The sequence below is a fragment of the Oceaniglobus trochenteri genome, from assembly GCF_020529025.1.
Taxonomy (GTDB): Bacteria; Pseudomonadota; Alphaproteobacteria; order Rhodobacterales; family Rhodobacteraceae; genus Oceaniglobus; species Oceaniglobus trochenteri.
In genome coordinates this window covers 30835-57305 of the sequence record NZ_JACNMM010000003.1, presented here as the reverse complement: position 1 = coordinate 57305, position 26471 = coordinate 30835, and the positions used below count along the sequence as shown (strand labels likewise).

The following is a 26471-nucleotide window of genomic DNA, read 5'->3' as shown; positions in this document are numbered from 1 at the left end:
CAAAAGCCATGAGCGGTCTCAAGAAAATTCTTCTTGTCGATGATGATGACGATCTGCGCGATGCGCTGAGCGAGCAGCTGATGATGACCGAGGATTTCGACGTGTTCGAGGCCGCCAACGGACAGGAGGCATTGGACAAGGTCAAGGCCGGGTTGTTCGACCTGCTGATCCTGGATGTCGGTCTTCCCGATACCGACGGGCGCGAATTGTGCCGCCTGATGCGCAAGCAGGGCGTCAAATGCCCCACCATCATGTTGACCGGCCACGACAGCGACGCCGACGCGATCCTGGGGCTGGATGCCGGCGCGAATGACTATGTCACCAAGCCCTTCCGCTTTCCGGTGCTTCTGGCCCGCATCCGCGCCCAGTTGCGCCAGCACGAACAAAGCGAGGATGCCGTCTTTCAGCTTGGCCCCTATTCCTTCCGCCCGGCGCAGAAGATGCTGATCGACGAGGCCGAGAAGAAGATCCGCCTGACCGAGAAAGAGACGAATATCCTCAAGTTTCTCTACCGCGCCACCGATGGCGTTGTGGCGCGCGATGTGCTGCTGCACGAGGTTTGGGGCTACAACGCCGGGGTCACGACCCATACGTTGGAAACCCATATCTACCGGCTGCGACAGAAAATTGAACCGGATCCGTCGAACGCGCGTTTGCTTGTCACCGAGAGCGGTGGATACCGCCTCGTCGCCTGAATCCCGCCTGCGTGTCCGGGTCATGACACGCAACCTCCCTGTTGGACTTGCCCGGGCCTTGTGCCCGGGTTTTTTTCTGCCCGGGGTCAGGGAAACCTGACTGGCGCAACGGCGGGGCGGGGCGCAGGCTGGGGCATCGCCTCCTCCTGTCGGACTGGCCCGGGCATAGGGCCCGGGCAATTTTCCGGCTCACCGGAAAGGACCGCCCCATGATGACCGTGTCGTTCCTGAATGCCGCGCGCTACAGCGAAACGCTGGCCCTGTTGCGAACCCATCTTACCCTGCAACGGGCCGGGCCGCTGGAAATCACCATCGACGCCTACGAGGGCGAAGAGGCGCCGCTGATCGTGCGCATGGATCGCCACACCCTGTATCTTGATGGCTTCAAGAGCCACGTCAACGAGACCTGGTATCACTTCGAGGATGCCTTGCCCTGGACCGGTGCCGTCTCTCTCAACTTCACCGGCCGTCATCAGCAGTTGAAGACCAACCAGGGCAGCACGCTGTTCAACGGGGCGGCCAAGTTCAAGGTGGAGGAGTTGAAGAACTTCGCCGGCGGGCCGGACGATACCCTGCGCATCGCCTTGGGCTTCCTGGTGATCGTCATTTCCGAGGCTGTCCGCTTTCCCGCCGTCGAGGCGAACGTGAAGGATTGCGTGGCCGGCATTGCCGAATACCGCCCCGCCGCCGATCACAAGACCTATATGTCGAACTGGAAGGCCAAGACCGAGGCAGGCAGCACGGATGTGGCCATCGGTTATCTCAAGTGACCTGTCGCGCGGCCGCATTTCGGCTATAGGGGCGGGATGAAACCGACATTCCCTGATTACTCCCTTGAAGAATCTGCCCTGTCCCTTGGCCACACCCGCATTGCCGGGGTCGATGAGGTGGGGCGCGGACCCTGGGCCGGGCCGGTGGTGGCCGCGGCGGTGGTGCTGGACCCGGCCTGCATTCCGCCGGGCCTGAACGATTCAAAGAAGCTGAGCGCCAAGGCCCGGACCCGGCTTGAGGCGCTGATCGTGGCGCAGGCCGAGGTGGGCCTGGGCGCGGCATCGGTCGAGGAGATCGACGCCATGAACATCCTGCGCGCCAGTCACCTTGCCATGGTGCGCGCCCTGGCGGCGCTGCCACGCCCGGCGGATTTCGCCCTGGTCGACGGCAACATGCTGCCCCGTGACATGCCCTGCCCCGCTCAACCTGTGGTCAAGGGCGACGGGCGCTCGGTCAGCATCGCGGCGGCCTCAATTGTGGCCAAAATCAGGCGAGATTTGGGCATGGTGGCCCTCGCGCAACAGCATCCGGGATATGGTTGGGAAACCAACGCCGGATATGGCACGGCGGCGCATATCGCGGGGCTGAAATCTCTTGGTGTGACCCCACACCATAGACGTTCGTTCAAACCTGTGCACAATATCTTGTATCAAGAGAATTAACTAACTCACTGATTCAAAAAACAAATTGACCGCGATTCGGCTTTGACTCACATTGTCTGCAACAACACGGAACGCCGAAAAAGGCGCCGGAACAGAGGCAGACATGACAACAAAATCCCAGGGCGGCGTTTCGGCGCGGCAACAGAAGAATTGCGCGAAACCGGCGGATCTGCCGCTGAATCAGATCCTTGCGGGCGATTGCATCGAATTGATGAATTCGCTTCCCGAAGCCTCGATCGACCTGATTTTCGCCGATCCCCCCTACAACCTGCAATTGAAAGGCGATCTCTGCCGCCCCGACAATTCGCAGGTGGATGCGGTGGACGATGCCTGGGACCAGTTTTCGTCCTTCGCGGCCTATGACCGGTTCACCGAGGCCTGGCTGAAAGCGGCGCGCCGCCTGCTGAAGCCCAACGGCGCGATCTGGGTGATCGGCAGCTATCACAACGTGTTCCGGGTTGGCGCGGCGATGCAGAATGCCGGCTACTGGATTCTGAACGATGTCGTCTGGCGCAAGTCGAACCCCATGCCGAACTTCCGGGGCAAGCGGCTGACCAATGCCCATGAAACCCTGATCTGGGCCTCCAAGCAGGAAGCCAGCAAGTACACCTTCAACTACGAGGCGCTCAAGCAGTTGAACGAAGGCGTGCAGATGCGCAGCGACTGGGTGCTGCCGATCTGCACCGGGCATGAGCGGTTGAAGAATGCCGATGGTGACAAGGCCCATCCGACGCAAAAGCCCGAAAGCCTGCTGCACCGGGTGATCCTGGGCACCACCAACCCGGGCGACGTGGTGCTTGACCCGTTCTTCGGCACCGGCACCACCGGCGCGGTGGCCAAGATGCTGGGCCGCGAATACATCGGGCTCGAACGCGAAGCGGCCTATCGCAAGGTGGCCGAAGAGCGCCTGAGCCGGGTGCGCAAGTTCGACAAGGAAGCACTGAACGTTACCACCTCCAAGCGGGCCGAACCCCGCGTGCCCTTCGGCCAGCTGGTGGAACGCGGCATGTTGCGCCCCGGCGAGATGCTGACCAACAACCGCGGCCAGATGGCCAAGGTGCGGGCCGACGGAACGCTGATCGCCGATGACGTGCGCGGTTCGATCCACCAGGTGGGCGCGGCGCTGGAGGGTGCCCCCTCCTGCAACGGCTGGACCTACTGGAACTTCAAGCGCGACGGCAAGATCGTGCCGATCGATCTGCTGCGCCAGCAGATCCGCGCCGAGATGTCCTGACCCCGAAACACCAGAATACAACAGTTACCGCCGGTGCCTGTGGCCACGCCACAGCGCACTCACCTTGCCCCGCCGTTCCCTTGGGTCCGGCGGGGTTTTTTTGTCTTGCGCGGCGCCCTAGGTGAAAGGGGAACCGAGAAAGGACATCCCATGACAGATACCGTCAAGGCCATCACCCTGGCATCCCGCCCCAAGGGCGCGCCCGCAACATCCGACTTCGCCACCGAAACGGTTGAATTGAAGGCCCCCGAGGCGGGGCAGGTGCGCGTTCAGGTGCTGTGGCTCTCGCTTGATCCCTACATGCGCGGGCGGATGGACGATGCAAAATCCTATGCCGCGCCGGTCCCCCTGGGCGGCGTGATGGAAGGCGAGGCCGTGGGCCGCATCGTCGCCTCGAACGCCGAGGGCTTTGCCGAGGGCGACATCGTGATCGGCCCCTTCGGCTGGAGCGAGGGCGCCGTGGTCGATGCCACCCACCTGCGCCGCGTCGACCCGGATCGCGCGCCGATCCAGACCGCGCTTGGCGTGCTGGGGATGCCCGGCCTCACCGCCTGGGTCGGCTTGAACGACATCGCGGAAGCGAAGGCGGGGGAAACCATCGTGGTTTCGGCCGCCACCGGGGCCGTCGGCTCGGTTGTCGGTCAGCTGGCCAAGGCCCGGGGCCTGCGCGTGATCGGCGTGGCGGGCGGCGCGGAAAAATGCGCCTATGCGGTCGAGGAACTGGGCTTTGACGCCTGCATCGATCACCGCGCCGAGGATCTGGCCGAGCAGCTGAAGGCCGCCGCCCCCGAGGTGGACATCTATTTCGAAAACGTCGGCGGCGCGACCCTGGCCGCGGTGCTGCCGCTGATGGCGGTCGGCGGGCGGATCGCCCTGATCGGGATGATCGCCTGGTACAACGGCAAGAACCTTGACCAGACGATCCCGCTGCCCGCCATGTGGCGCGCGATCCTGACCAAGCGGCTCAAGGTGCAGGGCATGATCGTCATGGACCACGCCGACCGGCGAGAGGCATTCCTGGATGAGGTCGCGCCGTTGGTGGCGGACGGTCGGGTGAAATACCGCGAAACCGTGGCCGAAGGGCTGGACCAGGCGCCCGAAGCCTTCCTTGCCATGCTCGAGGGTGGCAACTTCGGCAAGCAACTGGTCAAGGTGGCCGACGCCTGACCCGAAACCGCCAGACGACATCAAGGCGCGCGCCCGGCAACGGGCCGCCCCGCCAGGCCGGTCATCCGTACGAAGGTGGGGCGCGGCCCCTCATCTTTGGTCTGGAAATATCCCCGCCGGAGGCTCCCGCAGGGGCAGCAGGCGCAACGCCCGAGGGTACACGCGACAGGGGAAAAGGGCGGCAACCGCCCGCAGGGCGCAGAATGGCGTGCGCGCCTTTGGCGCGCTCCGCCTTGTTGTGAAGGGCCTATTCGCCCAGTTTTTCGTCCAGCACCTTGGCGAACTCGCCATAGCTCATGTTCGAATATTTCGTGCCGTTGATCACGAAAGAGGGGGTCGAGGTGATCTCGTCTTCCTCGGCGTGCTTTTCCCAGGTGGCGACCATGGCCTGGGCCTTGTCGGCATCGCTCATGCAGGCGTCAAGCTGCGTGTCGCTCAACCCGGCGGTCTTGCCGATGCGACGCAGGTTCGCGGCCACCTGGGCCGGTTCGCCCTTGGTCCATTCGGCCTGCTGCTGATAGATCAGGTCGGCCAGGCCAAAATACCGCACCGGCCCGCCACAGCGCGCCACCATGCCGGCCCACAGCCCGTAGCGGTCGAAATAGACCTCGCGGTAGATGAAGTTGATCTTGTCGGTCTCGACATAGTTCGCCTTGATCTCCTTCAACGGCCCGGTGTGGAAGTTCTTGCAGTGCGGGCAGGTGAACGAGGCATATTCGATCACCGTCACCTCGGCGTCGGGGTTGCCCATGGACATTTCCTCGACCAGCGAAAGATCGGCCTCGCCCGTCGCTTCCTGGGCGTCCAGCGCGAAGGAGGTGATCGAGGTGGTATCGGTCTTCAGCGTCGAATAGTACCAGGCGCCACCGGCGGCCAGGGCGAGGACAAGAAGGGAAGGAACGAAACGGTTCATGGACAGGGCCTTATCTGCGGGATTTCTGGTTCAGCACGTTGCGCCCGAGGGATTCGAGCGCGGCGCGCAGGCTGTCGTCGGTGATCGGGGCGACGGCGGCACGGGCCGTCGCGGTGATTTCGGGGTCCGGAGGCGGGGCGGTGTCCCTGGGGCGATGGGTGAAACTGGCCTGCCCCTCGGCGAAACCGGTGGGGGCTGTCTGGGTGATACGCACCTTCGCGATGGCCGCATAGCCATAGCAGGCGTTCACCTTCTCGCGGATCTTCTCTTTCTGCATCTCCAGCATCGGCGCCTGTGCCCCGGTGGTCAGCAGGGTCAGCGTGGCACCGAAATTGCTCCGCCCATAGGTCACGTTCACCGGCCGGCAGATGCCCGCCACGTCGGGGCCCGCGATCTCGGCCCAATGGGTCAGCAGACGGGTCACCGCGAAGCCGCGCTTTTCACCGACCGTGCGGATCTGGCGCTGCAGCAGTGACGAGGTCATCTGGAAACCCTTGCCGTACTTGCGCTTGGCGGGGGGGCGTGGCTGGTTCATGTCTGTTCCGGTTGCAGGACTGCCCTAGGTTTACGGCCTGTGACGGTGCATACCAAGGCCGTTGGTGAAATGGGACCATAAAGATTGCGTGAAACCGAACTGAGCGATGCCCTTCTGGCCTGGTACGATGTCCACGCCCGCGAGATGCCCTGGCGCGTGTCACCCGCCGACCGCGCGGCGGGCCTGCGCCCCGATCCTTACCGCGTGTGGCTGTCCGAAGTGATGCTCCAGCAAACCACCGTGGCGGCGGTGCGGGGGTATTTCCACCGCTTCACCGCTCGCTGGCCGACCGTTACCGATCTGGCCGCCGCCGAGGATGGCGAGGTGATGGGCGAATGGGCCGGTCTTGGCTATTACGCGCGGGCGCGCAACCTTCTGAAATGCGCGCGGGTGGTGGCAGGGCAGGGGGGCCGTTTTCCCGACAGCCACGACGCCCTTCTGAAACTGCCGGGCATCGGCCCCTATACGGCCGCCGCCATTTCCGCCATCGCCTTTGATCGGCCCGAAACCGTTGTCGATGGCAATGTCGAACGGGTGATGGCGCGGCTTTTCGCGGTGCAGACGCCCCTGCCCACCGCCAAGCCCGAACTGACGGCCCATGCCGCCCGCCTGACGCCCCGCGCCCGCCCCGGCGATCATGCCCAGGCGGTGATGGACCTGGGCGCCACCATCTGCACCCCGAAATCCCCGGCCTGCGGCATATGCCCCTGGATGGCGCCCTGTGCGGCGCGGGCGGCGGGCATCGCCGCGCAACTGCCCCGCAAGCTGCCCCGGCAGGCCAAGCCGGTGCGCCACGGTGTGGCCTATGTCGCGCGGCGGGCCGATGGCGCCCTGCTGCTTGAGCGACGGCCCGACAGGGGGCTTCTTGGCGGGATGCTGGGCTGGCCCGGTGCGCCCTGGGGGGACGAGCCTGTCGAGCGCCCCCCCCTGGCGGCCGACTGGCGCGATCCGGGCATCGAGGTGCGCCATACCTTCACCCATTTCCACCTGATCCTGTCAATCCGCACCGCCGATGTGGCGCAGGATGCCCGACCCGAAACCGGCAGCTTCCTGTCGCCCGCCCAATTCCGCCCCTCGGACCTGCCCACGGTGATGCGCAAGGTGCACGACGCGGCGTCTGGCCGCAGAGAGGATGATTGAGCGGTGAAGACCTTTGGCTATAGTGGCGCAAACCCCAGGCCAGAGGCCCTTCGATGACCGTGAAACCCATTGCCGGAATAACCCGCGCGCTTCCCTTCTGGCTGTCGCTTGCGCTTTTGCCGGTGCTGGCCTTTGGCGCGGTGCAAGGGGGGTGGTCCGTGCTTTGGGTGCCGGTCTGCACCTGGTTCCTGTTCTCGATCATCGATGTTTTCGCCGGGCTCGACAATTCCAGCCCTGATCCACAGACCCCGGACGCACAGTTGTTCTGGTATCGCCTGATCACGCTGGTCTGGTTTCCGCTGCAATGTGCCATGACCTTCGGGTTGATCTGGTACGCCTCGCACAGTGCCCACCTGGGCGCCTGGGAAAAGATCGGGCTGTTCTTCGGGATCGGCGTGATCAACGGCACCATCGGCATCACCTATGCCCACGAGTTGATGCACCAGAAATCTAAGGTCGAGCGGTGGATGGCCGATCTGCTGCTGGCGATGGTGTTCTATTCGCATTTCCGCAGTGAACATCTTCTGGTGCATCACCGCTATGTGGCCACCCCGCGCGATCCGGTGACGGCGCGCTACAACGAAGGGTTTCACCGCTACTTTCCCCGGGTTCTGGTGCAATGCCTGCGGTCGTCCTGGAACGCCGAGGCGGCGATGCTGGGCCGCAAGGGCCTGTCGCGCTGGCACCGTTCGAATCCGTTCTGGCGCTATGGGGCATTGCAGGCGGGTTTTGTCGTGCTGGCGCTTCTGCTGGGCGGTTGGGGTGGTCTTGCGCTGCTGCTTTGGTCGGGCGGGGTGGCGATCTGGCAGCTTGAGCTGGTGAACTATGTCGAACACTATGGCCTGACCCGCCGACACCTGGGCGGGGGCAAGTACGAACATGTGCTGCCGCGCCATTCATGGAACGCCTCGCACCGGGCCAGCAACTGGTTGCTGATCAACCTGCAACGCCATTCCGACCATCACTACAAGCCCGACCGCCGCTTTCCGCTGCTGCAGACCTACGATGACACCGAGGCGCCGCAGCTTCCCCATGGCTATCCGGTGATGACGACGCTGGCGATGATTCCGCCGCTCTGGCGGCGCCGGATGAACCCTAGGGTGCGGCAATGGCGGCGCAGTCACTATCCCGACATCACCGATTGGCAGCCCTATTCCAAGGCCACGAACCCCCTGCCGCGATAGGGGCTTTGCAACCGGGCTGCGCCGTGGTTTTAACGCGCCGGAAATTGCGCCAAGGAACCTGCCATGTTTGTCGCCACCCTGCTGACCGATCCCGCCCGCCCCGCGCTTGACCCTGCGCTGGTGGATTCGCTGCGCAACGCCTGGGGCGGGGGGGATGCGCAATGGCTGGCGGCGGATGAAGCGGCCGAGTTCGCGCTGGAACGCCGCCCCGACAACCTGGCCGAGGTGGGCGCGACCCTGCGCGCCCAGGGTGTGGACCTGGCGTTTCAACCGCTGGAGAATCGGCGCAAGACCCTGCTGATCGCGGATATGGACAGCACCATGATCGGGCAGGAATGCATCGACGAACTGGCCGATTGCGCCGGGGTGGGCGCCCATGTGGCCGGCATCACCGCCCGCGCCATGAACGGCGAGCTGGATTTCGAATCGGCCCTGCGCGAACGGGTTGGCCTGCTGGCCGACCTGCCGATCTCGGTGATCGAGGAGGTGCTGAACACCCGCATCACCCTGACCCCGGGTGGCGCCGAATTGCTGGCCACCATGAAGGCGAAGGGTGGCTATGCTGCGCTGGTGTCGGGGGGCTTTACCCAGTTCACCGCGCGCATCGCCGAACGTCTGGGGTTCGACGAGAACCGCGCCAACACCCTGGTGGTGCAGGGCGACAGGCTGACAGGGCAGGTGGGCGAACCGATCCTGGGGCAGCAGGCCAAGCTGGACGCGCTGCACGACATCACCGCCCGCCTTGGGATCACGCCCGACGATGTTCTGGCGGTCGGAGACGGCGCGAACGACCTGGCGATGATCAACGCGGCGGGCATGGGCGTTGCCCTGCACGCCAAGCCCGCCGTCGCCGCCAAGGCCGCCATCCGGATCGATCACGGCGATCTGTCGGCGCTGCTGTTCCTGCAGGGCTATGCGCGGGACGAATTCGTCACGCCCTGATCCGGCTGGCCCTTCTGCCCCGGCCGCCTAGAGGGGGGCGGCGCAGAAACCGGGTGCGCGCCGGATCGCACCCACCTGGAGCCCCGCCCGGTTCAGCAGCGGCACGCCAAGCCGCCGCCGGGTGGCCGGATGTTCCGGATCGAGCACGCCAAGCGCCACCAGGATCGCCGCGATGGCACATTCCGAGGCCCGCGTCGCGCCATCCACGATCTTGATCGCCACGCCCAGCCCGCGTTCGGGCAGCATGGCCACGAAGACGGCCTCGGCGCCGGTCTTGATCGCCACGCCATTGCCCATGGCGCGCATCAGTTCGGTGCAGGCCCGCCCTTCGCCCGCCACCAGTTCGGGGTGGGCGGCCATCGCCTCGCGCAGTTGCGCCATGGCGGAGTCGCGGGCGCCCTGGCCATCGCGGGCGGCGGCGAACCGGGCCATGGCATGGGCCAGCCCCTGCACCGTGGTGGCAAAGTTCGGCGCCGAACAGCCGTCGATGCCATATCCGGGGCTGTCGACGCCCGTCACCTCTTCAAAGGCTGCGCGGGCCACCTTTTGCACCGGATGGTTAATGTCGACATATTCGGGCCCGGCCTTCAGGTGCCGGGTCAGGGTCAGGAAGCCGGCATGTTTGCCCGAGCAATTGTTGTGCACCTGGCAGGGTTCATCGTGCGCGCGGATCATCTCGAGCTTGAGATCGGTGTCGCGCGAAACCTCGGTGCCGCAGCGCAGATCGCCGTCGGCCATGCCCAGATCGCCCAGCCAGGCGCGCACGGAATCAACGTGAACCGGCGCCCCCTGATGCGAGGCGCAGGCCAGCGCCAGTTGGCGCGTGGTCAGCCCCGCCGCCCGCGCCGCGCCGCTTTCCACCAGCGGCAGCGCCTGCAACATCTTGCAGGAGGATCGCGGAAAGATCACCGCGCCCGGATCGCCCCAGGCCTGCACGATCTGCCCCGTCGCATCGCAGATCGCGCCATGCCCGGCGTGCACGGATTCGATCAGGTCACCGCGCCAGACTTCGACCATTGTTTCCGCTTTTGTCATCTTGCCTTCATCCCTTCACGGTTAAGCGATTTTCCGCCACGGGGGGTTTTATTGCGGGCGGATTTGCCGTTAAAGTCGCACCGCAGAGTTGAAAAGGAAACCGTGCTGTTCAAGACCTGCCAAGACGGGTCAGGCGCGCGACCCGAGAGGCAGAGGCAGCTGGAGGCTGTGATTGACATGAATTCATTCTTCGCACGTATGAGTGTGACGATGGCGATGATGGCGGGGGCGACCGGTGCCTTCGCCCAGGCCGAATCCACCAACCGGGTTGCCGTCGAAACCGCATGGGCCGTTTTCGTTGAGGACGATCCCAAGGAATGCTGGAGCGTGTCCAGCCCCAAGCAGACCGTGAACTCGCGCGATGGGCGGGTCGTGGCCGTACGGCGCGGCGATATCCTGATGTTCGTCAGCTTCCGTCCCGGCTCGGGCGCACGCGGTGAGGTTTCGTTCACCGGCGGCTATCCCTTTGCGCCGGGTTCGACCGTCAACATGGATGTGGGCGGCACGAACTTCGAACTTTTCGTCGATGGCGAATGGGCCTGGCCCGCCTCGGATGACGAGGACGCCAAGATCGTCGCGGCGCTGAAACGCGGGTCCGAAGCGGTGCTGACCGCCCGTTCGTCGCGCGGCACCAAGACCGAGGATACCTTCTCGCTCTTCGGGTTTACCGCGGCGATGGAAGAAGCATCCAAGCGCTGCGCCAACTGAGCCTGACCCGCCTTCGGGCGGGTCGCCAGACCATGGCGGAACAAAGGCAGGCCCGGTCATATTGAGGCCAGGAAATTCGGTATCGGTACATCCGAGCAACAACCCGGATTCCCATGACTTCCAAGATTACCCCTGCCCCCGTCTGCCCTGAAACCAGCCGCCATGAACGACCCTGCCGAACCGGGGCTGTCGGGGTGGCGCCATGACCGCGCTGCTTTGTCGTGTCCCCGACCTTTCGGATGGCCTGGCCCTTCTGGGCATGCTGCCGGACTGTGCCGTTTCCCTTGTCGGCCCGCTGATCATTCCGCTGCTCCTGGCCATCGTCGCCTTCCTGGTGGGGTTCGCCTGGCACGGCGCGGGCGAAGGGGACGACCTGCCCGATGGTCTGCCCGCCCGCTATGGGCGACAACAGGATTGATCGCGGCGTCATCGCGCACCATGCTTTGTAATCGGCGCGCGAATCCCATATAGGCAGTGCATTCAACCCCGGAGGTTTCGCCATGCCCGCGCCCGCGCCCATCACGCAGGATCTTCTGACCCTTCCGCGCAAGCTGCCCGAAGGCGGCCCCGTCAACCTTGTGGGGCTGACGCGCGACGGCATGCGCGATGCGCTGATCGCGGCGGGAACACCGGAAAAACAGGCGAAGATGCGCACAGGGCAGGTGTGGCAATGGATCTACCAGAAGGGCGTGCGCGACTTTGCCGCGATGACCAACCTGGCGAAATCCTATCGCGAGCTGCTGGCCGAAACCTTCGTGATCGAGATTCCCGAGGTGGTGGAGCGCCACGTCAGCGCCGACGGCACCCGCAAGTACCTGGTGCGCATCGCCGGCGGACACGAGGTTGAAACCGTCTATATTCCCGAAGAGGGGCGCGGCACGCTTTGCATCAGTTCGCAGGTCGGTTGCACGTTGACCTGTTCGTTCTGCCACACCGGGACCCAGCGGTTGGTGCGCAACCTGACGCCCGGCGAAATCGTCGGACAGGTGATGCTGGCCCGCGACGACCTGGGAGAATGGCCCGAACCGGGGCACCACCCCCACGACGAACAGCGCCTGCTGTCCAATATCGTGCTGATGGGGATGGGCGAACCGCTTTACAACTTCGAATCCGTGCGCGACGCCATGAAGATCACCATGGACCCCGAGGGGATTTCCCTGTCGCGCCGCCGGATCACCCTTTCGACCAGCGGTGTGGTGCCCGAAATCGCCCGCACCGCCGAAGAAATCGGCTGTCTTCTGGCGGTGTCCTTCCACGCCACCACCAACGAGGTGCGCGACAGGCTGGTGCCGATCAACAAGAAATGGAACATCGCCGAACTGCTCGAGGCGCTGCGCAGCTATCCCAAGGTGAGCAATTCCGAGAGGATCACCTTCGAATACGTCATGCTGAAGGACGTGAACGACAGCGACGAGGATGCCCACCGCCTGATCGAACTGATCAAGGGCATTCCCGCCAAGATCAACCTGATCCCCTTCAACGAATGGCCCGGTGCGCCCTATCAACGGTCGTCGAACAACCGGATCCGCGCCTTCGCCGATATCATCTACAAGGCCGGCTATGCCTCGCCGATCCGCAAGCCTCGGGGCGAGGATATCATGGCCGCCTGCGGGCAGTTGAAAAGCGAAAGCGAAAGGGCCCGCAAGCCGCGCCGCGTGGAAGCGGCCCGGCTTTAGGCTTCCTTAACCCATCTGGGGTTCTCTGGGGTCATGGAAATGACCTTGAAAATGCCCGATGAAATGGTCCGCGCGCTGGAAGAGATCGCGGCGCGCGAGGATGTGACGCCAGGCCAGATCGTCAGGGATGCGATTGCAAGGGATCTGCGCCGCCGCTGCAGCGCGAAGAGCGACGGCAGGAGCGATGAGGCGCTCGTCGCTCCCTTGCGGTCGCTTCTCGCTGACGAACTGGCCTTCTCGGAAAGTTGGGAGGCATTGCAATCCGCCCTCGCGCGGAAGGGGTTCACGCTGCGCGAGGCCGGGGGCGGGCTGGTCCTTTATGCCATCGACAGCGGCGCGCGGCTCTGCAAGGGGTCCGAACTTGGCTACAGCCACCTGACTCTCGCCCGCCGGTTCGGCCAGCCCTTTCCCGGCCACGGCAATGCCTTTCAGGTCCGGCGGCAGATGGGGTATGGCGACCCGCCGGTCGATCAGCGCCCGGGAATGTCCTGACGCTTTGTCCCGGCGCCCGGCCAGGTGTCGATCGCCTCGATCGCCTCGGCGGCGTTTTCGACGAATCGGAAAAGGTCCAGGTCTTCGGCCGAAATCGTGCCGGCATCCGACAGGGCATCCCAGTTGATGATCCTTTCCCAGAATTCGCGCCCGAAGAGGAGGAACGGCACCCGCTCCATCCGCCCGGTCTGGATCAGGGTCAGCGCCTCGAACATCTCGTCCAGGGTGCCAAAGCCGCCCGGAAAGATGCAGACGGCCCGCGCCCGCATCAGGAAATGCATCTTGCGGATCGCGAAGTAATGGAAGTTGAAGCACAGCCCCGGCGTGACATATTCGTTCGGCGCCTGTTCGTGGGGCAGCACGATGTTCAGCCCGATCGACCGCCCACCGGCGTCCACCGCGCCGCGGTTCCCTGCCTCCATCACCCCCGGTCCGCCGCCGGTAACGATCACGTCGTCATGGCCGCCGCCCTCCATTGAACGCAGGGTCATCAGGCGGGCGAATTCGCGCGCTTCGTCATAGTAGCGCGACAGCGCCGCCAGGGTTTCGGTGCGCGCGGTATCGGCCCTGGCCGGTTCGGGAATGCGCGCCCCGCCGAACAGCACGACGGTCGATTCGATTCCGGCTTCGGTCAGCAAAAGCTCGGGTTTGAGCAGTTCAAGCTGAAGACGCACCGGGCGCAGCTCGTCCCGGCACAGGAAGGTGTTGTCGTCGAAGGCCAGCCGATAGGACGGTGCCCGGGTCTGCGGGGTGTCCGGGGTCTGATCCGCCTTCTGCATATCCTCACGGGCGTGTCGAAAAGGCGAATTTCGGTGATCCTGCATCGTTGGGCTTTCTGTTGTTGTCGTTTCGACACCTAGCGCGGAACGCCCGCCAAGGCCAGAAGTGCGATGATTGGCGGCAACAATGCAAGATGTGCGCCTTTGTCCGCTGGACGCGCCAAGGACTCCTCGCTAAGAAACGGCAGAGTAACAACCCCGCAGGACAGCGGGGGGTGAATGTATTCGCCCGTCAGCGGGCCAGAAGATGGAGAATGCCGTGTCCCACGCAGATGATCCCGAAGGCACGCGCCGCGATTTCCTGTATTATGCAACCGGTGGCGCCGGTGTCGTCGTTGCGGGGGCCGCCGTCTGGCCGCTGGTCAATCAGATGAACCCCTCGGCCGATGTCCAGGCGCTGAGCAGCATCCGTGTGGATGTCAGCGGCGTCGAACCGGGCACCCAGCTGACCGTCAAGTGGCTGGGCAAGCCGGTGTTCATCCGCCGCCGCACGCCCGAGGAAATCGAAGCCGCGCGCGAGGTCGACGTATCGGAACTGCCCGATCCGAACTCGGAGAACGAAAACCTGGCGAACGCCGCCGATGCCTCGGATGCGAACCGTGCCCTGTCGGAAGACGGCGAATGGCTGGTGATGATCGGCGTCTGCACGCACCTCGGTTGCGTTCCGCTGGGCGACGCGGGCGATTTCGGCGGCTGGTTCTGCCCCTGCCACGGGTCGCACTATGATACCGCCGGGCGCATCCGCAAGGGTCCGGCCCCCAAGAACCTGCTGGTTCCCGTCGCTGCGTTCGACGGTGAATCCACTCTCGTCCTCGGATAACGGAGCATAAGATGGCTGGAATCCCGCACGACCATTACGAGCCGAAGACCGGTGGCGAAAAGTGGCTTCACCGCCGCCTGCCGGTGATCGGCGTCCTCTACGACACGATCATGATCCCCACCCCCAAGAACCTGAACTGGATGTGGATCTGGGGCATCGTTCTGACCTTCTGCCTGGCATTGCAGATCGTCACCGGCATCGTCCTGGTGATGCACTATACCCCCGACACCTCGCTGGCCTTCGCCTCGGTCGAGCACATCATGCGCGACGTGAACGGCGGGTTCATGCTGCGCTACATGCACGCCAACGGCGCGTCGCTGTTCTTCATCGCGGTCTATCTGCACATCTTCCGCGGCCTCTATTACGGGTCGTACAAGGAGCCGCGCGAGGTGACCTGGATCATCGGCATGCTGATCTACCTCCTGATGATGGCCACCGGTTTCCTTGGCTACGTTCTGCCCTGGGGCCAGATGTCGTTCTGGGGGGCCACCGTGATCACCGGCCTGTTCGGCGCCATCCCCTTCGTGGGTGAATCGCTGCAGCAGTGGCTGCTGGGCGGGCCTGCCGTCGACAACGCCACGCTGACGCGCTTCTTCTCGCTGCATTACCTGCTGCCCTTCGTGATTGCCGGCCTCGTGATCGTCCACATCTGGGCCTTCCACACCACCGGCAACAACAACCCCACCGGGGTTGAGGTGCGCCGCACCTCGAAGGCCGAGGCCGAGAAGGACACGCTGCCGTTCTGGCCCTATTTCGTGCTGAAGGATCTGTTCGCCCTGGCGATTGTCCTGGCGGTGTTCTTCGCCGTGGTGGGCTTCATGCCCAACTACCTGGGTCACCCCGACAACTACATCGAGGCGAACCCGCTGGCCACGCCGGCCCACATCGTGCCCGAATGGTATTATCTGCCGTTCTACGCGATCCTGCGGGCCTTCACCTCGGATGTCTGGGCGGTGCAGTTCGCGTCGTTCATCACCGGTGGCATCATCGACGCCAAGTTCTTCGGCGTGCTGGCCATGTTCGGCGCCATCTTCGTGATGGCCCTGGCGCCCTGGCTTGACACCTCGTCGGTGCGGTCGGGCCGGTATCGCCCGATGTTCAAGTGGTGGTTCGCCCTGCTTTGCGTCGATTTCATGGTGCTGATGTGGTGCGGTGCCATGCCCGCGGAAGAGCCCTATGCCACCATCTCGCTTATCGGTGCGGCCTACTGGTTCGCCTATTTCCTGATCATCCTGCCGCTTCTGGGCGTGATCGAGAAGCCGCTGGCGCAACCGGCCACCATCGAAGAAGACTTCAACGCGCACTATGATCCGCAAACCGGGGGCACGAAAACCCTGGTCAAGCCGGCCGAGTGAGAAAGGACTGCATCGAGATGCTCAAGCAGCTTACCATTGCCGCAACTCTGGCATTCGGACTGTCCTCGGGGGCGGCCCTGGCCGCCGGGGATACCCCGCATATCCATGATGTGGACTTTTCCTTCGAAGGCCCCTTCGGCAAGTTCGACCAGAACCAGCTTCAGCGCGGTCTGCAGGTCTATACCGAGATCTGCTCGGCCTGCCACGGGTTGCAGTTCGTTCCGCTCCGCTCGCTCGCCGATGAGGGGGGGCCGCACCTGCCCGAGGATCAGGTGAACGCCTATGCCGCGTTCTACGAGATCTTCGACCCCGAGCTGGAAGACGGCGAAGGCGATTTCCGCCCGCGCAAGCCCACCGACCATTTCCCCAAGTCCGGCATGTCGAACGCACCAGACCTTTCGCTGATGGCGAAGGCGCGGGCAGGGTTCCACGGGCCTTACGGTCTGGGGATCAACCAGTTCGTGAAGGGGATCGGCGGGCCCGAGTATATCGTCAACATCCTGACCTCCTACACCGGCGAGGAAAAGGAACAGGCGGGTTCGGTCCTTTATGAAAACACCGCCTTCCCGGGCGGCTGGATTGCCATGTCGCCGCCGCTCTATGATGATGCGGTCGAATTCGCCGATGGCCATTCGGCCGAGGCGCATCACATGGCCGAAGACGTCGCCGCCTTCCTGATGTGGACGGCAGAACCCAAAATGATGGCGCGCAAGCAGGCCGGTTTCGTCGGTGTGCTGATGCTGGTCATCCTGGCGGCGCTTCTGTACCTGACGAACAAGCGGATCTGGGCACCCATCAAGGGTGGCCGCAAGACCGAAGCGGCAGCCGACTGAGCGGGTCGCAGATGAATTGAGAAAGGCGCGTCCCATGCGGGGCGCGCCTTTTTCGTTTCCGGGGTCTTGCGGGGCGGCTAGAGGGGGCGGCCTTCCAGCAGCCTTGGCCGATCGCCGGTCAGGCCCGCCGCCTCGCGGATGAAGCCGCGCCGCAGGCGGGGAAGGGCGTTCACCGCCCCCAGCCCCAGGTCCCGCAGGCCGCGCAAGAGCGGGTTGTCATTGGAAAACAGCCGGTTGAAGGTATCGGTAGCCAGAGCCATCGACGCGATGTCGAACCGGCGCCATTGCTGATAGCGCTCCAGCACGTCGCTGCGCCCGAAATCCTCGCCCCGCCGCTGGGCGTCGGTCAGAACCTCGGCCAGGGCGGCGATGTCCTTCAGCCCGGCGTTCAGCCCCTGGCCGGCAATGGGGTGCATCCCGTGGGCCGCATCGCCGCACAGAGCCAGCCGGGGGGCGATCATCGACTGCGCCAGCGACAGCGACAGCGGATAGGTAAACCGTTCCCCCGCCAGTGCGATATCGCCCAGGAAATCGCCGAAGCGGGGCCGCAGGTGCGCCAGGTATTCCTCGGGCGGAAGGGGGTTGATCCGGGCGGCGTCGGCGTCGGATTCGGTCCAGACGATCGAGCAGCGATTGCCCCTGAGCGGCAGGATGGCCAGCGGACCTTCCGGCATGAAGAACTGATGCGCGATGCCGTTGTGCGGCTGGCCGTGGGCGATGGCCGTGACCAGCGCGGTCTGCCCATAGCTCCACCCGGTATAGCGGATGCCGGCCCGCCGCGCGGTGCCGCTGTTGCGCCCGTCACAGCCGATCAGCAAGGCGGCGCGACAGGCCGAACCATCGTCCAGCGTGACGCTGACACCTCTATCGTCAACGGATTGCGCCGTGACGCTGCGCCCGGAAAGGGCGGTGATGCCCGGTGTCGCATCCAGCGCATCCAGAAGGTGGGGCCGCAGGTGCCGGTCTTCGACCATGTGGCCCATGGGGCCTTCCTCGATCTCGGCATGATCGAACTCCAGCACGAAGGGTGATGGCCCTTCGCCGGCGCGCCCGTCGCTGACCTTGATGTCGAGGATCGGCTGCGCCAGGTCGCGCAACCCCTCCCAAAGGCCAAGGGCGCGCAGCATCGCGCAAGAGGCATGGGCCAGCGCATAGCTCCGCCCGTCAAAGGCAGGATCGGCCCGAATCTCGCGCGGCCTGCCGTCGATCAGCGTCACGGTGAAGCCGCCGCTGGCCAGGGCAAGCGCAAGGGTGGCCCCGTTGAGGCCGCCGCCGATGATCAGGATGTCGGTTCGCTTTGTCATGAAGCAGAGATGGAACAAGCGGCGGGCATTGTCCATGCGCCCGACTGCCGCTAGCGTCGGGCGCGACAGGAACAAGAGGGGCAAAGCATGGCGGACTGGTTGAGGATGACGGCGGGTGACCTGGGGCGGGGCATTGCCGCGCAGGAGATCGACCCCGTCAAGCTGTGCGAAACCTATCTTGCGGCCATGGACGACCACCAGTTCACCCCACGAATCTATGCCCGCACCACCCCCGAACGCGCCCTGGACGAAGCGCGCGCCGCCCAGGCGCGGGCCCGCGCGGGGCGACGCCTGTCGCCGCTGGACGGGGTGCCGATTTCCTGGAAGGATCTGTTCGACACCGCCGGCGTCGCCACCGAGGCGGGCACCGCCCTGTTGAAGGGGCGCACCCCGACGCAGGATGCGATGGTCCTGCGCAATGCCACGGCGGCAGGGCTGGTCTGCCTGGGCAAGACACACATGACCGAACTGGCCTTCTCGGGGCTGGGGGTGAACCCGGTCACTGCGTCGCCGCCCTGTGTCAACGATCACGCGGCGGCGTCGGGCGGATCGTCCTCGGGGGCGGCCACCAGCGTCGCTTTCGGGCTGGCCGCCTGCGGGATCGGGTCCGACACTGGCGGTTCGGTGCGCGCGCCGGCCGCCTGGAACGATCTGGTGGGCCTGAAAACCACGCTGGGGCGGCTGCCGGTCGAAGGGGTTGTGCCGCTCTGCCCCCGGTTCGACACCATCGGCCCGCTGTGCCGCTCGGTCGAGGATGCGGCGCTGATGCTGGCCGCTATGGAGGGGAGCGCGGCCCCCGACCTGCGCGGCAGCGATCTGCGCGGTGTGCGGTTCATGGTGCTGGAGACCGTGGCGCTGGATGACCTGGAGCCCCAGGTGCGCGCCGGTTTCCAAAGCGCGGTCGAACGGTTGCAGGCCGCCGGGGCGCTGGTGGTCCGCCGCGAGATTCCCGAAGTGGCCGAGGCGATGGCCCTGTCGCCCCAGCTTTTCGCGCCGGAAGCCTATGGCGTCTGGAAGGACACCATCGAGGCCAATCCCGACGCCATGCACGATCAGGTGCGCGAAAGGTTCCGGGGCGGCGCCAAGGTCAGCGCGCCCGACTATATCGCAGCCTGGCGCACGATTGACCGGTGCCGGGCCGCCTATGGGGCCGCGAGTGCCGGTTTCGACGCGGTGCTTCTGCCGACCTGCCCGATCATGCCACCCAACCTTGCGCGGCTCGAGTCGGAGGGTGAATATTTCGTCAATGCCAATCTGATGACTTTGCGCAACACGCGGATCGGAAATCTGATGGGATTGCCGGCGCTGACCCTGCCGACGGGCCTGCCATCCACCGGCATCACCTTGCAAACCGGGCCGATGAGCGAACACCGGCTTCTTCGCCTGGGCGCCGCTGCGGAACGGGCCTTGTCCTGAAAGACACACCCGCCGTGCCGAACTGTGGAAATGTAGGGGCTTTTTCTGGACCGGGCGCGGCGGCCTGGGCTATCGTCCCCTCAAAGGGGCGGAATGACCCCGGTTTTTGAGGCACCGATGCAGTATCCCCAGAGGTTTTCGAACCTGCCTGAGTATGCGTTCCCGCGTCTGCGGAGCCTGCTGGACGCCCATGCGCCCGGCGGGACGCCCGTGCACATGACCATTGGCGAACCGCGCCACGCATTCCCGGCGTGGATCACCGATGTGATCGCCGAACATGCCGCGGGGTTCGGCAAGTACCCCCCGAACGACGGCGCGCCAGAATTGCTTGAGGCGATCACCGGCTGGGTGCAGCGCCGCTATGGCGTGGCGCTGGATGCCGCCAGTCAGGTGATGGCGCTGAACGGCACCCGCGAAGGCCTGTTCAACAGCGCCATCGCGCTTTGCCCGGAAACCAAGAACGGCAAGACGCCGGTCATCCTGACGCCCAATCCCTTTTACCAGGTCTATGCGGTTGCGGCGCTGGCGGTGGGGGCCGAACCTGTCTATGTTCCGGCCACGGCGGCGACGGGGTTCCTGCCCGACTATGCCGCCTTGCCCCGGGATGTGCTGAACCGCACGACGATTGCCTATCTCTGTTCGCCATCGAACCCCCAGGGTGCCGTTGCGACATTTGACTATTGGCGCGACCTGATCGCCCTGGCCGAACGCCACGATTTCCGCATCTTCGCCGATGAATGTTACTCTGAGGTTTACCGCAACGACGCCCCGGTGGGCGCCTTGCAGGTGGCGCAGGAGATGGGCGCCGACCCCGACCGCGTGGTGGTGTTTCATTCGCTTTCGAAACGGTCGAACCTGCCGGGCTTGCGGTCGGGGTTCCTGGCCTCGGGCGCGGGCAACCTGAAGGCGCTGAAACAACTGCGCAACTATACGGGTGCGCCGCTGCCCCTGCCGCTTCAGATGGCGGCGGCCGCCGTCTGGAACGACGAGACGCATGTGAAGGAAAGCCGCGCGCGTTATCGGGGCAAATTCGATATCGCCGACAAGGTCTTTGCGGGCATCCAGGGGTGCGGTGCCCCCGAGGCCGGGTTCTTCCTCTGGCTTCCGGTCGAGGACGGCGAGGCGGCAACCGTGAAACTATGGCGCGAAACAGGGGTACGGGTGCTGCCGGGCGCCTACCTTTCGCGCGACGTGGACGGGCAGAACCCCGGACACGGTTACATAAGGGCCGCGCTTGTGGCTCCAGAACAAGAAATGCAGCGTGGGCTGGAACAGCTTCGCGACTGTCTCTTTACCTGAGGACAAACGAGAATGGCCTATCAAACCCGACAGCGAGACCCGCTATTCGACAGCAACACCCAGGCGGCGCTTGAACGGCGCGGCAAGGAGTTGCTGGGGATGGCGCTGATCGCGGCGGGGGTGCTGACGGCGCTTTTGCTGGGGTCCTACGTTCCGGACGATCCGTCGTGGTTTTCGGTGACGAACGAACCGGCGCAGAACATGCTGGGCCGCTTCGGCGCCTCGATTGCCGCGCCGCTTTACAACATCGTCGGCTGGGGCGCCTGGGGCTTCGTGGTGGTCTTCGGCGTCTGGGGTGTGCGGTTCGTGGCGCATCTGGGCGACGATCGCGCGTCCTCGCGGCTGATCTTTGCGCCGCTGGCGATCGCTCTGGCCTCGGTCTATGTCTCGACCCATGAACCGCCGGCCGGCTGGGCGCATTATTTCGGCCTTGGCGGGCTGTTCGGCGATACCATCCTGGGCGCTGTCCTGGGCGTCGTGCCGGTCAAGGCGACCTTCGGGTTGAAGCTGATGGCCTTCATCGTTGCCATCGCCACCCTGGCCATGGGGGCTTTCGTCCTCGGGTTCACCCGCCCCGAGCTGCGCCATGTGGCGGCCTTCCTGGTGCTGTCGGTGATCCGCAGCTATGACATGATCATGAATGCGCTTGGGCACGGTGCCGTCGGCATGGGCAAGGGCGCTGTCGTGGGGCTTCGCGCGGCGCAGACGGCATCGCAGTCGATGGCCGAAAAGCGCGCCCAATCCCGTGCCGCCGCCGCCGAGGCCGCCCAGGCCCGAGCCGCCGTGGATGCCGAGATGGCCCGCGCCGCGCCCGCCGCCCAGCCCGAGGAAGCGCCGCGCCGCACCCCGGTTCTGCGCGCCGCCCGTCACGAACCGGCCCCCACCGCCAACGACCCCTACGGCGTGTTCGACGACGATGACGAGGTGATCGAGACCGATCCCAAGCCTTCGCTTTTCTCGCGCCTGCCGAACCTGTTCAAGCGTCCGCCCGAAACCGACCATGTGCCGCTTGACGTTTCGCCCGAACCGCCGATGGCCGCCGATGCGCCCCAGGGCGACGACCGGATCAAGGCGAAGATCGCCGATGTCATCAAGTCGCGGGTGCGCGCCCAGCCGATCCTGACCGCCGGAACAGGCGGGCGGTCCGAGCCGCCGATGCGCGCGCGCCATCCGCGCGGCCCGCAGCCCATGATCCTTGACACCGCGCCGCGCCTGCCGGCCGAGCCGCCCCTGCATGCCCCCGTCGAACGCGCGCCCGAGCCGCAGCGCCAGCCCGCGCCCGAAATGGCCGAAGATGCCGAACTGGCCGCCGCGCCCATGCCCGAACCCGAACTGGTTGCGCCCCAGCCAAGCGCGCCGGCGGTTCCCGTCTTCCGGTCGAACCAGGGCGAGGCGGCGAAAAGCGTGGTGCAGCATGCCCCCAAGAAGGCGGTGCAGCCCAGCAAGCAGGCCCGGGCCGAGGCCCAGCCCACGTTGCAGTTCGAAGACAAGTACGCCGAATACGAATCGCCACCGCTCAGCCTGCTGACCAGCCCCGACACCATCACCCGCCACGTCCTGAGCGACGAGGCGCTGGAAGAGAACGCCCGGATGCTGGAATCGGTGCTGGACGACTATGGCGTGAAGGGCGAAATCGTCAGCGTCCGCCCCGGCCCCGTGGTAACCATGTACGAACTGGAACCGGCGCCGGGCCTCAAGGCCAGCCGGGTGATCGGCCTGTCGGACGATATCGCGCGGTCGATGTCGGCGCTTTCGGCCCGTGTTTCCACCGTGCCGGGGCGCAGCGTGATCGGGATCGAACTGCCCAACCAGAACCGCGAGATGTGCGTGCTGCGCGAAATCCTGGCGGCGCGCGACTTCGGCGACAGCTCCATGCGGCTGCCGCTGGCCCTGGGCAAGGACATCGGCGGCGATCCGGTGGTCGCGAACCTGGCCAAGATGCCCCACCTTCTGATTGCCGGGACCACGGGTTCGGGTAAATCCGTGGCCATCAACACCATGATCCTGTCGCTGCTCTACAAGCTGACGCCGGAAGAATGCCGGATGATCATGATCGACCCGAAGATGCTGGAACTCAGCGTCTATGACGGCATTCCGCACCTTCTGTCGCCCGTTGTGACCGACCCGAAGAAGGCGGTCGTCGCCCTCAAGTGGACGGTGGGCGAGATGGAGGAACGCTATCGCAAGATGTCGAAGATGGGCGTGCGCAACATCGAAGGCTACAACGGCCGGGTGCGCGAGGCGCTGGCCAAGGGCGAGATGTTCAGCCGCACGGTGCAGACCGGGTTCGACGACGATACCGGCGAACCGGTGTTCGAGACGGAAGAGATCCAGCCCGAGATCCTGCCCTTCATCGTCGTCATCGTCGACGAGATGGCCGACCTGATGATGGTCGCGGGCAAAGAGATCGAGGCCTGCATCCAGCGCCTGGCGCAGATGGCGCGGGCCAGCGGCATCCATCTGATCATGGCCACGCAGCGCCCCTCGGTCGACGTGATCACCGGCACGATCAAGGCGAACTTCCCGACCCGGATTTCCTTCCAGGTGACCAGCAAGATCGACAGCCGCACCATTCTGGGTGAAATGGGCGCCGAGCAGCTTCTGGGCATGGGTGACATGCTTTACATGGCGGGGGGTGCCAAGATCACCCGCGTCCACGGGCCGTTCTGTTCCGATGAAGAGGTCGAGGAGATCGTCAACTTCCTCAAGGGCTTCGGTCCGCCCGAATACATGTCGGGCGTCGTGGAAGGCCCGGACGAGGACAAGGAAAGCAGCATCGACGCCGTGCTGGGCCTTGGCGGCGACGGCAACAGCGAGGATCAGCTTTACGATCAGGCGGTGGCCATCGTCATCAAGGACAGGAAATGTTCGACCAGCTATATCCAGCGCAAGCTTGCCATCGGCTATAACAAGGCCGCGCGCCTGGTCGAGCAGATGGAGGACGAAGGTGTCGTATCCTCGGCCAACCACGTCGGGAAACGCGAAATCCTGGTGCCGGAACAGACTTGAGCCGGCAACGGACATGAAAAAGGCCCGGGCGCATGGCGCCCGGGCCTTTCCTGTTTGCGACGACCTTACCTGGTTGCGTTGGCGCCGATGAACCAGGCGTCCTTGTCGACGGCGCGCACGACCTCGGTGAACAGGTCTTCGGTGCCCGCATCGCCGGCGTCGGCGGCTTCGTCGATGGCCTTGCGCAGGGCTTCACCCACGGCCATGAACCGCTCTTTCAGGGCGGCGACATGGTCTTGCAGCGGCTCCAGATCGACCGGATAGGCCGAGATCGTCGACTTGTCGGCGGCTTCCTCAAGCGTGCCCTTGGCATGACCGCCGAGAATGGAAGCGCGTTCGGCCATCAGGTCGGCACCATCGCGCAGGCGGTCGGCCACGTCGTCCAGAAGTTCGTGAACGCCGATATAACCGGCACCCTTCAGGTTCCAGTGGGCCTGCTTGACGGCAAGGGTCAGGGCAATCGTGTCGGCCAGCCGTGCGTTCAGCAGGTCGATCATCTTGTGGCGGGTCTGGTCGTCAAGTCCGGCAACAAATGCTTCGGGCATTTCGGGTTCCTCGTGTATCTGTTTCAAGATCGGGGCAGGGCGCGCACTGCCCCCTGTCAGTCGTCCAACGCGATTGCCTTTGGCGTGGTTCCGCCGAGATGTCGCGGGGATGTTATCCACTATCCTTGGCACCGGCGGCGCGCTGCCCCTATATGGATTGCAACACCAAGCAACGAGGACGACCATGCTGAACCGACGCACCTTTCTTGCCACCGGCACGGCCGCCACAGCCCTTGCCGTTGGCGCACCGGCCATGGCCAAGGCCTCGCTGGGTGAAATCTCGGCCTACCTGAACCAGCTTCAGACGGCGGTTGCCGATTTCACGCAGGTGAACGACGACGGCACCATCTCGACCGGGCGCATCTATATCAAGCGGCCCGGTCGCTGCCGGTTCGATTATAACCCGCCGGAAAAGACACTGGTGATGGTGGGGGGTGGCCAGGTGGCGATCTTCGACGCCAAGTCGAACGCCATCGAGCCCGAGCAATATCCGCTGTCGCGCACCCCGCTCAGCATCATCTTGGAGCGGAACGTGGACCTCGCCCGCCGCAACATGGTTGTCGGCCACCGCGAAGACGGGCCGAAAACCATCGTCGTGGCGCAAGACCCCGAAAACCCCGATTACGGGACCATCGAACTGGTCTTCACCGCCAACCCGATCGAACTGCGCCAGTGGGTCATCACCGATGGGGCGGGCGCCCGCACGACCGTGATTCTGGGGGATCTGAAGAAGGGCGGCGATCTGTCCTCGACGCTCTTCAACATTCCTTATGAAGTGGGCCAGCGGGGGGGCTGATCACAGCTTCCGGCAGGCCCGCAGCTGTGCATCATAGGTGATGGCGCGGTCCTGCACCTTGCTGGCCACGCGCACCAGCCAGGGCTTTGCGTTGTAGGATTCGCGCGCAAAGCCTGTGCGCCCCTCGTGATAGGCTAGGTACTGGTTGCGCGCGTCCGCCTTCGAGATGCCCAGGCGGCGGTTGGATTCGTGCATGTACCAACCCATGAAATCGGTGGCATCCCTGATATCGTCCCGCTTGGCGCGACGGTTGCCCTGGTTGTCCTTGTACTCCTGCCAGGTCGCGTCAAGCGCCTGGGAATAGCCGAAGGCACTTGACTGCCGGCCCATGGGGATGATTCCCAGGGCATATTGGTGCGGCGTCCGGGCGTTGCCGATGAATTTGCTTTCCTGATGGATCGTCGCCATCTGAACGGCAACGGGGATGCCCCATTTCCGCTCGGCCGCCCGCATCGCGCTCAGGTATTTCGGGCGCTGATCGACGATCGAACAGGCATTATCCAGGTTACGGGGCGCCTCGAAATCGCGGCTGCCGCAGCCAGCCACGAAAACCAATAGAATCAGGGCGCGAAGACGTCTGCTCATCTGCCTCTCGCTTTTTTTGTCGTTTTGTTGTGGATAACCTAGCTGAAACTGGCGTCCGGGTGAAACGAAAATGCCGGTCTGGCCGATCACGAATGCAAGTGTGACCGGAAGGGCCGGGCCCGAACTTCGCCGCCGGCCCGTGGAACTGTCGGAACAGGGTTCACAGACTGTTTCCCTGATTTTCGGCGGCTTGCATGGACAACAACCCATCGAATTGATTACTAAACAGTGTCAGGGGGACGTTCTATGCTTAAAACTCGGGCCAAATATCATTTGGGTCAGGTCGTGCGCCATCGCAAACACCCGTTTCGCGGGGTGGTCTTCGATGTGGACGCGATGTTTGCCAATACCGAAGAATGGTACGACGCCATCCCCGAGGACAGCCGCCCCAAGAAGGACCAGCCGTTCTATCACCTGCTGGCCGAGAATGATCAGAGCTATTACGTCGCCTATGTGTCGGAGCAGAACCTCGTGGCCGATTATTCGGGCGAGCCGGTCGATCATCCCGACCTGCCCGATCTGTTCGGCGACTTCCAGGATGGCGCCTATCCGCTTGATTTCCAGATGAACTGAGGC

General features: G+C 64.8%; 27 protein-coding genes. 20 read left to right on the top strand and 7 right to left on the bottom strand.

The window, feature by feature from the left end; translation table 11 throughout:
• The first annotated feature begins 8 nt into the window (after positions 1-8).
• The 5 genes from H7828_RS04505 to H7828_RS04485 all read left to right on the top strand — a co-directional run bounded on the left by H7828_RS04505 (position 9) and on the right by H7828_RS04485 (position 4529).
• Positions 9-695 carry a response regulator transcription factor gene (locus H7828_RS04505; RefSeq protein ID WP_226779812.1) on the top strand — a complete coding sequence of 229 codons (687 nt, stop codon included), beginning with the start codon at positions 9-11 and terminating at the stop codon, positions 693-695.
• Positions 696-904: 209 nt separating this feature from the next.
• Positions 905-1465, top strand: coding sequence for a ribosome-inactivating family protein (locus tag H7828_RS04500; protein ID WP_226779811.1), 561 nt, complete (start codon positions 905-907; stop codon positions 1463-1465).
• Between the two features lie 36 nt (positions 1466-1501).
• Positions 1502-2128 (top strand): ribonuclease HII, encoded by a 627-nt coding sequence (locus H7828_RS04495; protein WP_226779810.1) that lies wholly within the window; start codon positions 1502-1504, stop codon positions 2126-2128.
• A 103-nt stretch (positions 2129-2231) separates the two neighbouring features.
• Positions 2232-3362, top strand: a complete 1131-nt coding sequence (locus H7828_RS04490) for a site-specific DNA-methyltransferase (protein WP_281070687.1) — start codon at positions 2232-2234, stop codon at positions 3360-3362.
• Between the two features lie 150 nt (positions 3363-3512).
• Positions 3513-4529, top strand: a complete 1017-nt coding sequence (locus H7828_RS04485; RefSeq protein ID WP_226779809.1) for an NADP-dependent oxidoreductase — start codon at positions 3513-3515, stop codon at positions 4527-4529.
• Between the two features lie 247 nt (positions 4530-4776).
• Here H7828_RS04485 and H7828_RS04480 read toward each other — a convergent pair whose 3' ends face one another.
• Positions 4777-5442 carry a DsbA family protein gene (locus H7828_RS04480; protein ID WP_226779808.1) on the bottom strand — a complete coding sequence of 222 codons (666 nt, stop codon included), beginning with the start codon at positions 5440-5442 and terminating at the stop codon, positions 4777-4779.
• 10 nt (positions 5443-5452) lie between these two features.
• Complete coding sequence (locus H7828_RS04475; protein ID WP_226779807.1) at positions 5453-5977, bottom strand: DUF721 domain-containing protein; 525 nt, start codon at positions 5975-5977, stop codon at positions 5453-5455.
• An 84-nt stretch (positions 5978-6061) separates the two neighbouring features.
• Between H7828_RS04475 and mutY the strand changes: the two genes are divergently transcribed.
• The 3 genes from mutY (at position 6062) to serB (ending at position 9243) form a co-directional block, all read left to right on the top strand.
• On the top strand, positions 6062-7117 hold the full coding sequence (gene mutY / locus H7828_RS04470; RefSeq protein WP_226779806.1) for an A/G-specific adenine glycosylase: 1056 nt from the start codon (positions 6062-6064) through the stop codon (positions 7115-7117).
• Positions 7118-7170: 53 nt separating this feature from the next.
• Positions 7171-8301: an alkane 1-monooxygenase gene (locus tag H7828_RS04465; protein ID WP_226779805.1), complete on the top strand. Its 1131-nt coding sequence runs from the start codon at positions 7171-7173 to the stop codon at positions 8299-8301.
• Between the two features lie 63 nt (positions 8302-8364).
• Positions 8365-9243 carry a phosphoserine phosphatase SerB gene (gene serB / locus H7828_RS04460; RefSeq protein WP_226779804.1) on the top strand — a complete coding sequence of 293 codons (879 nt, stop codon included), beginning with the start codon at positions 8365-8367 and terminating at the stop codon, positions 9241-9243.
• Between the two features lie 27 nt (positions 9244-9270).
• Here serB and H7828_RS04455 read toward each other — a convergent pair whose 3' ends face one another.
• Positions 9271-10278, bottom strand: a complete 1008-nt coding sequence (locus H7828_RS04455) for an asparaginase (RefSeq protein WP_226779803.1) — start codon at positions 10276-10278, stop codon at positions 9271-9273.
• A 177-nt stretch (positions 10279-10455) separates the two neighbouring features.
• Here H7828_RS04455 and H7828_RS04450 point away from each other — a divergent pair, with 177 nt between their 5' ends.
• The 4 genes from H7828_RS04450 (at position 10456) to H7828_RS04435 (ending at position 13154) form a co-directional block, all read left to right on the top strand.
• Positions 10456-10986: an invasion associated locus B family protein gene (locus tag H7828_RS04450; protein WP_425354932.1), complete on the top strand. Its 531-nt coding sequence runs from the start codon at positions 10456-10458 to the stop codon at positions 10984-10986.
• A gap of 202 nt (positions 10987-11188) precedes the next feature.
• Positions 11189-11404 carry a hypothetical protein gene (locus H7828_RS04445; RefSeq protein WP_226779802.1) on the top strand — a complete coding sequence of 72 codons (216 nt, stop codon included), beginning with the start codon at positions 11189-11191 and terminating at the stop codon, positions 11402-11404.
• Positions 11405-11486: 82 nt separating this feature from the next.
• On the top strand, positions 11487-12662 hold the full coding sequence (gene rlmN, locus H7828_RS04440; protein WP_226779801.1) for a dual-specificity RNA methyltransferase RlmN: 1176 nt from the start codon (positions 11487-11489) through the stop codon (positions 12660-12662).
• Positions 12663-12701: 39 nt separating this feature from the next.
• On the top strand, positions 12702-13154 hold the full coding sequence (locus H7828_RS04435) for a ribbon-helix-helix protein, CopG family (protein ID WP_226779800.1): 453 nt from the start codon (positions 12702-12704) through the stop codon (positions 13152-13154).
• On the opposite strand, the gene H7828_RS04430 is transcribed toward H7828_RS04435, so the two are convergent.
• Complete coding sequence (locus tag H7828_RS04430; protein WP_226779799.1) at positions 13133-13978, bottom strand: LOG family protein; 846 nt, start codon at positions 13976-13978, stop codon at positions 13133-13135. The genes H7828_RS04435 and H7828_RS04430 overlap by 22 nt on opposite strands.
• Positions 13979-14192: 214 nt before the next feature.
• Here H7828_RS04430 and petA point away from each other — a divergent pair, with 214 nt between their 5' ends.
• From petA to H7828_RS04415, 3 genes are read left to right on the top strand one after another with little or no spacing between them, the layout of a single operon-like run.
• Entirely contained in the window at positions 14193-14753 is a 561-nt protein-coding gene (petA, locus tag H7828_RS04425; RefSeq protein ID WP_226779798.1) for a ubiquinol-cytochrome c reductase iron-sulfur subunit, read from the top strand.
• Between the two features lie 11 nt (positions 14754-14764).
• Positions 14765-16108 carry a cytochrome b gene (gene petB / locus H7828_RS04420; RefSeq protein WP_226779797.1) on the top strand — a complete coding sequence of 448 codons (1344 nt, stop codon included), beginning with the start codon at positions 14765-14767 and terminating at the stop codon, positions 16106-16108.
• 17 nt (positions 16109-16125) lie between these two features.
• Complete coding sequence (locus H7828_RS04415; RefSeq protein ID WP_226779796.1) at positions 16126-16941, top strand: cytochrome c1; 816 nt, start codon at positions 16126-16128, stop codon at positions 16939-16941.
• Between the two features lie 77 nt (positions 16942-17018).
• On the opposite strand, the gene H7828_RS04410 is transcribed toward H7828_RS04415, so the two are convergent.
• Positions 17019-18245, bottom strand: a complete 1227-nt coding sequence (locus H7828_RS04410; protein WP_226779795.1) for a UbiH/UbiF/VisC/COQ6 family ubiquinone biosynthesis hydroxylase — start codon at positions 18243-18245, stop codon at positions 17019-17021.
• 87 nt (positions 18246-18332) lie between these two features.
• Between H7828_RS04410 and H7828_RS04405 the strand changes: the two genes are divergently transcribed.
• The 3 genes from H7828_RS04405 (at position 18333) to H7828_RS04395 (ending at position 23969) form a co-directional block, all read left to right on the top strand.
• Entirely contained in the window at positions 18333-19661 is a 1329-nt protein-coding gene (locus H7828_RS04405; RefSeq protein ID WP_226779794.1) for an amidase, read from the top strand.
• Between the two features lie 117 nt (positions 19662-19778).
• The gene (locus H7828_RS04400) at positions 19779-20960 is read left to right on the top strand and encodes an aminotransferase class I/II-fold pyridoxal phosphate-dependent enzyme (RefSeq protein ID WP_226780356.1); all 1182 of its coding nucleotides are present in this window, start codon (positions 19779-19781) and stop codon (positions 20958-20960) included.
• 12 nt (positions 20961-20972) lie between these two features.
• The gene (locus H7828_RS04395; protein ID WP_226779793.1) at positions 20973-23969 is read left to right on the top strand and encodes a DNA translocase FtsK; all 2997 of its coding nucleotides are present in this window, start codon (positions 20973-20975) and stop codon (positions 23967-23969) included.
• A gap of 65 nt (positions 23970-24034) precedes the next feature.
• Here the strand turns inward: H7828_RS04395 and dps are convergent, their stop codons facing one another.
• Positions 24035-24514, bottom strand: coding sequence for a DNA starvation/stationary phase protection protein Dps (dps, locus tag H7828_RS04390; protein ID WP_226779792.1), 480 nt, complete (start codon positions 24512-24514; stop codon positions 24035-24037).
• Positions 24515-24698: 184 nt separating this feature from the next.
• On the opposite strand from dps, the gene H7828_RS04385 reads away from it, so the two are divergent.
• The gene (locus tag H7828_RS04385; RefSeq protein WP_226779791.1) at positions 24699-25310 is read left to right on the top strand and encodes a LolA family protein; all 612 of its coding nucleotides are present in this window, start codon (positions 24699-24701) and stop codon (positions 25308-25310) included.
• Here the strand turns inward: H7828_RS04385 and H7828_RS04380 are convergent, their stop codons facing one another.
• Positions 25311-25895, bottom strand: a complete 585-nt coding sequence (locus tag H7828_RS04380; protein ID WP_226779790.1) for a transglycosylase SLT domain-containing protein — start codon at positions 25893-25895, stop codon at positions 25311-25313. It abuts the gene before it with no gap.
• A gap of 246 nt (positions 25896-26141) precedes the next feature.
• On the opposite strand from H7828_RS04380, the gene hspQ reads away from it, so the two are divergent.
• Complete coding sequence (gene hspQ, locus H7828_RS04375) at positions 26142-26468, top strand: heat shock protein HspQ (protein ID WP_226779789.1); 327 nt, start codon at positions 26142-26144, stop codon at positions 26466-26468.
• Positions 26469-26471: the final 3 nt, after the last annotated feature.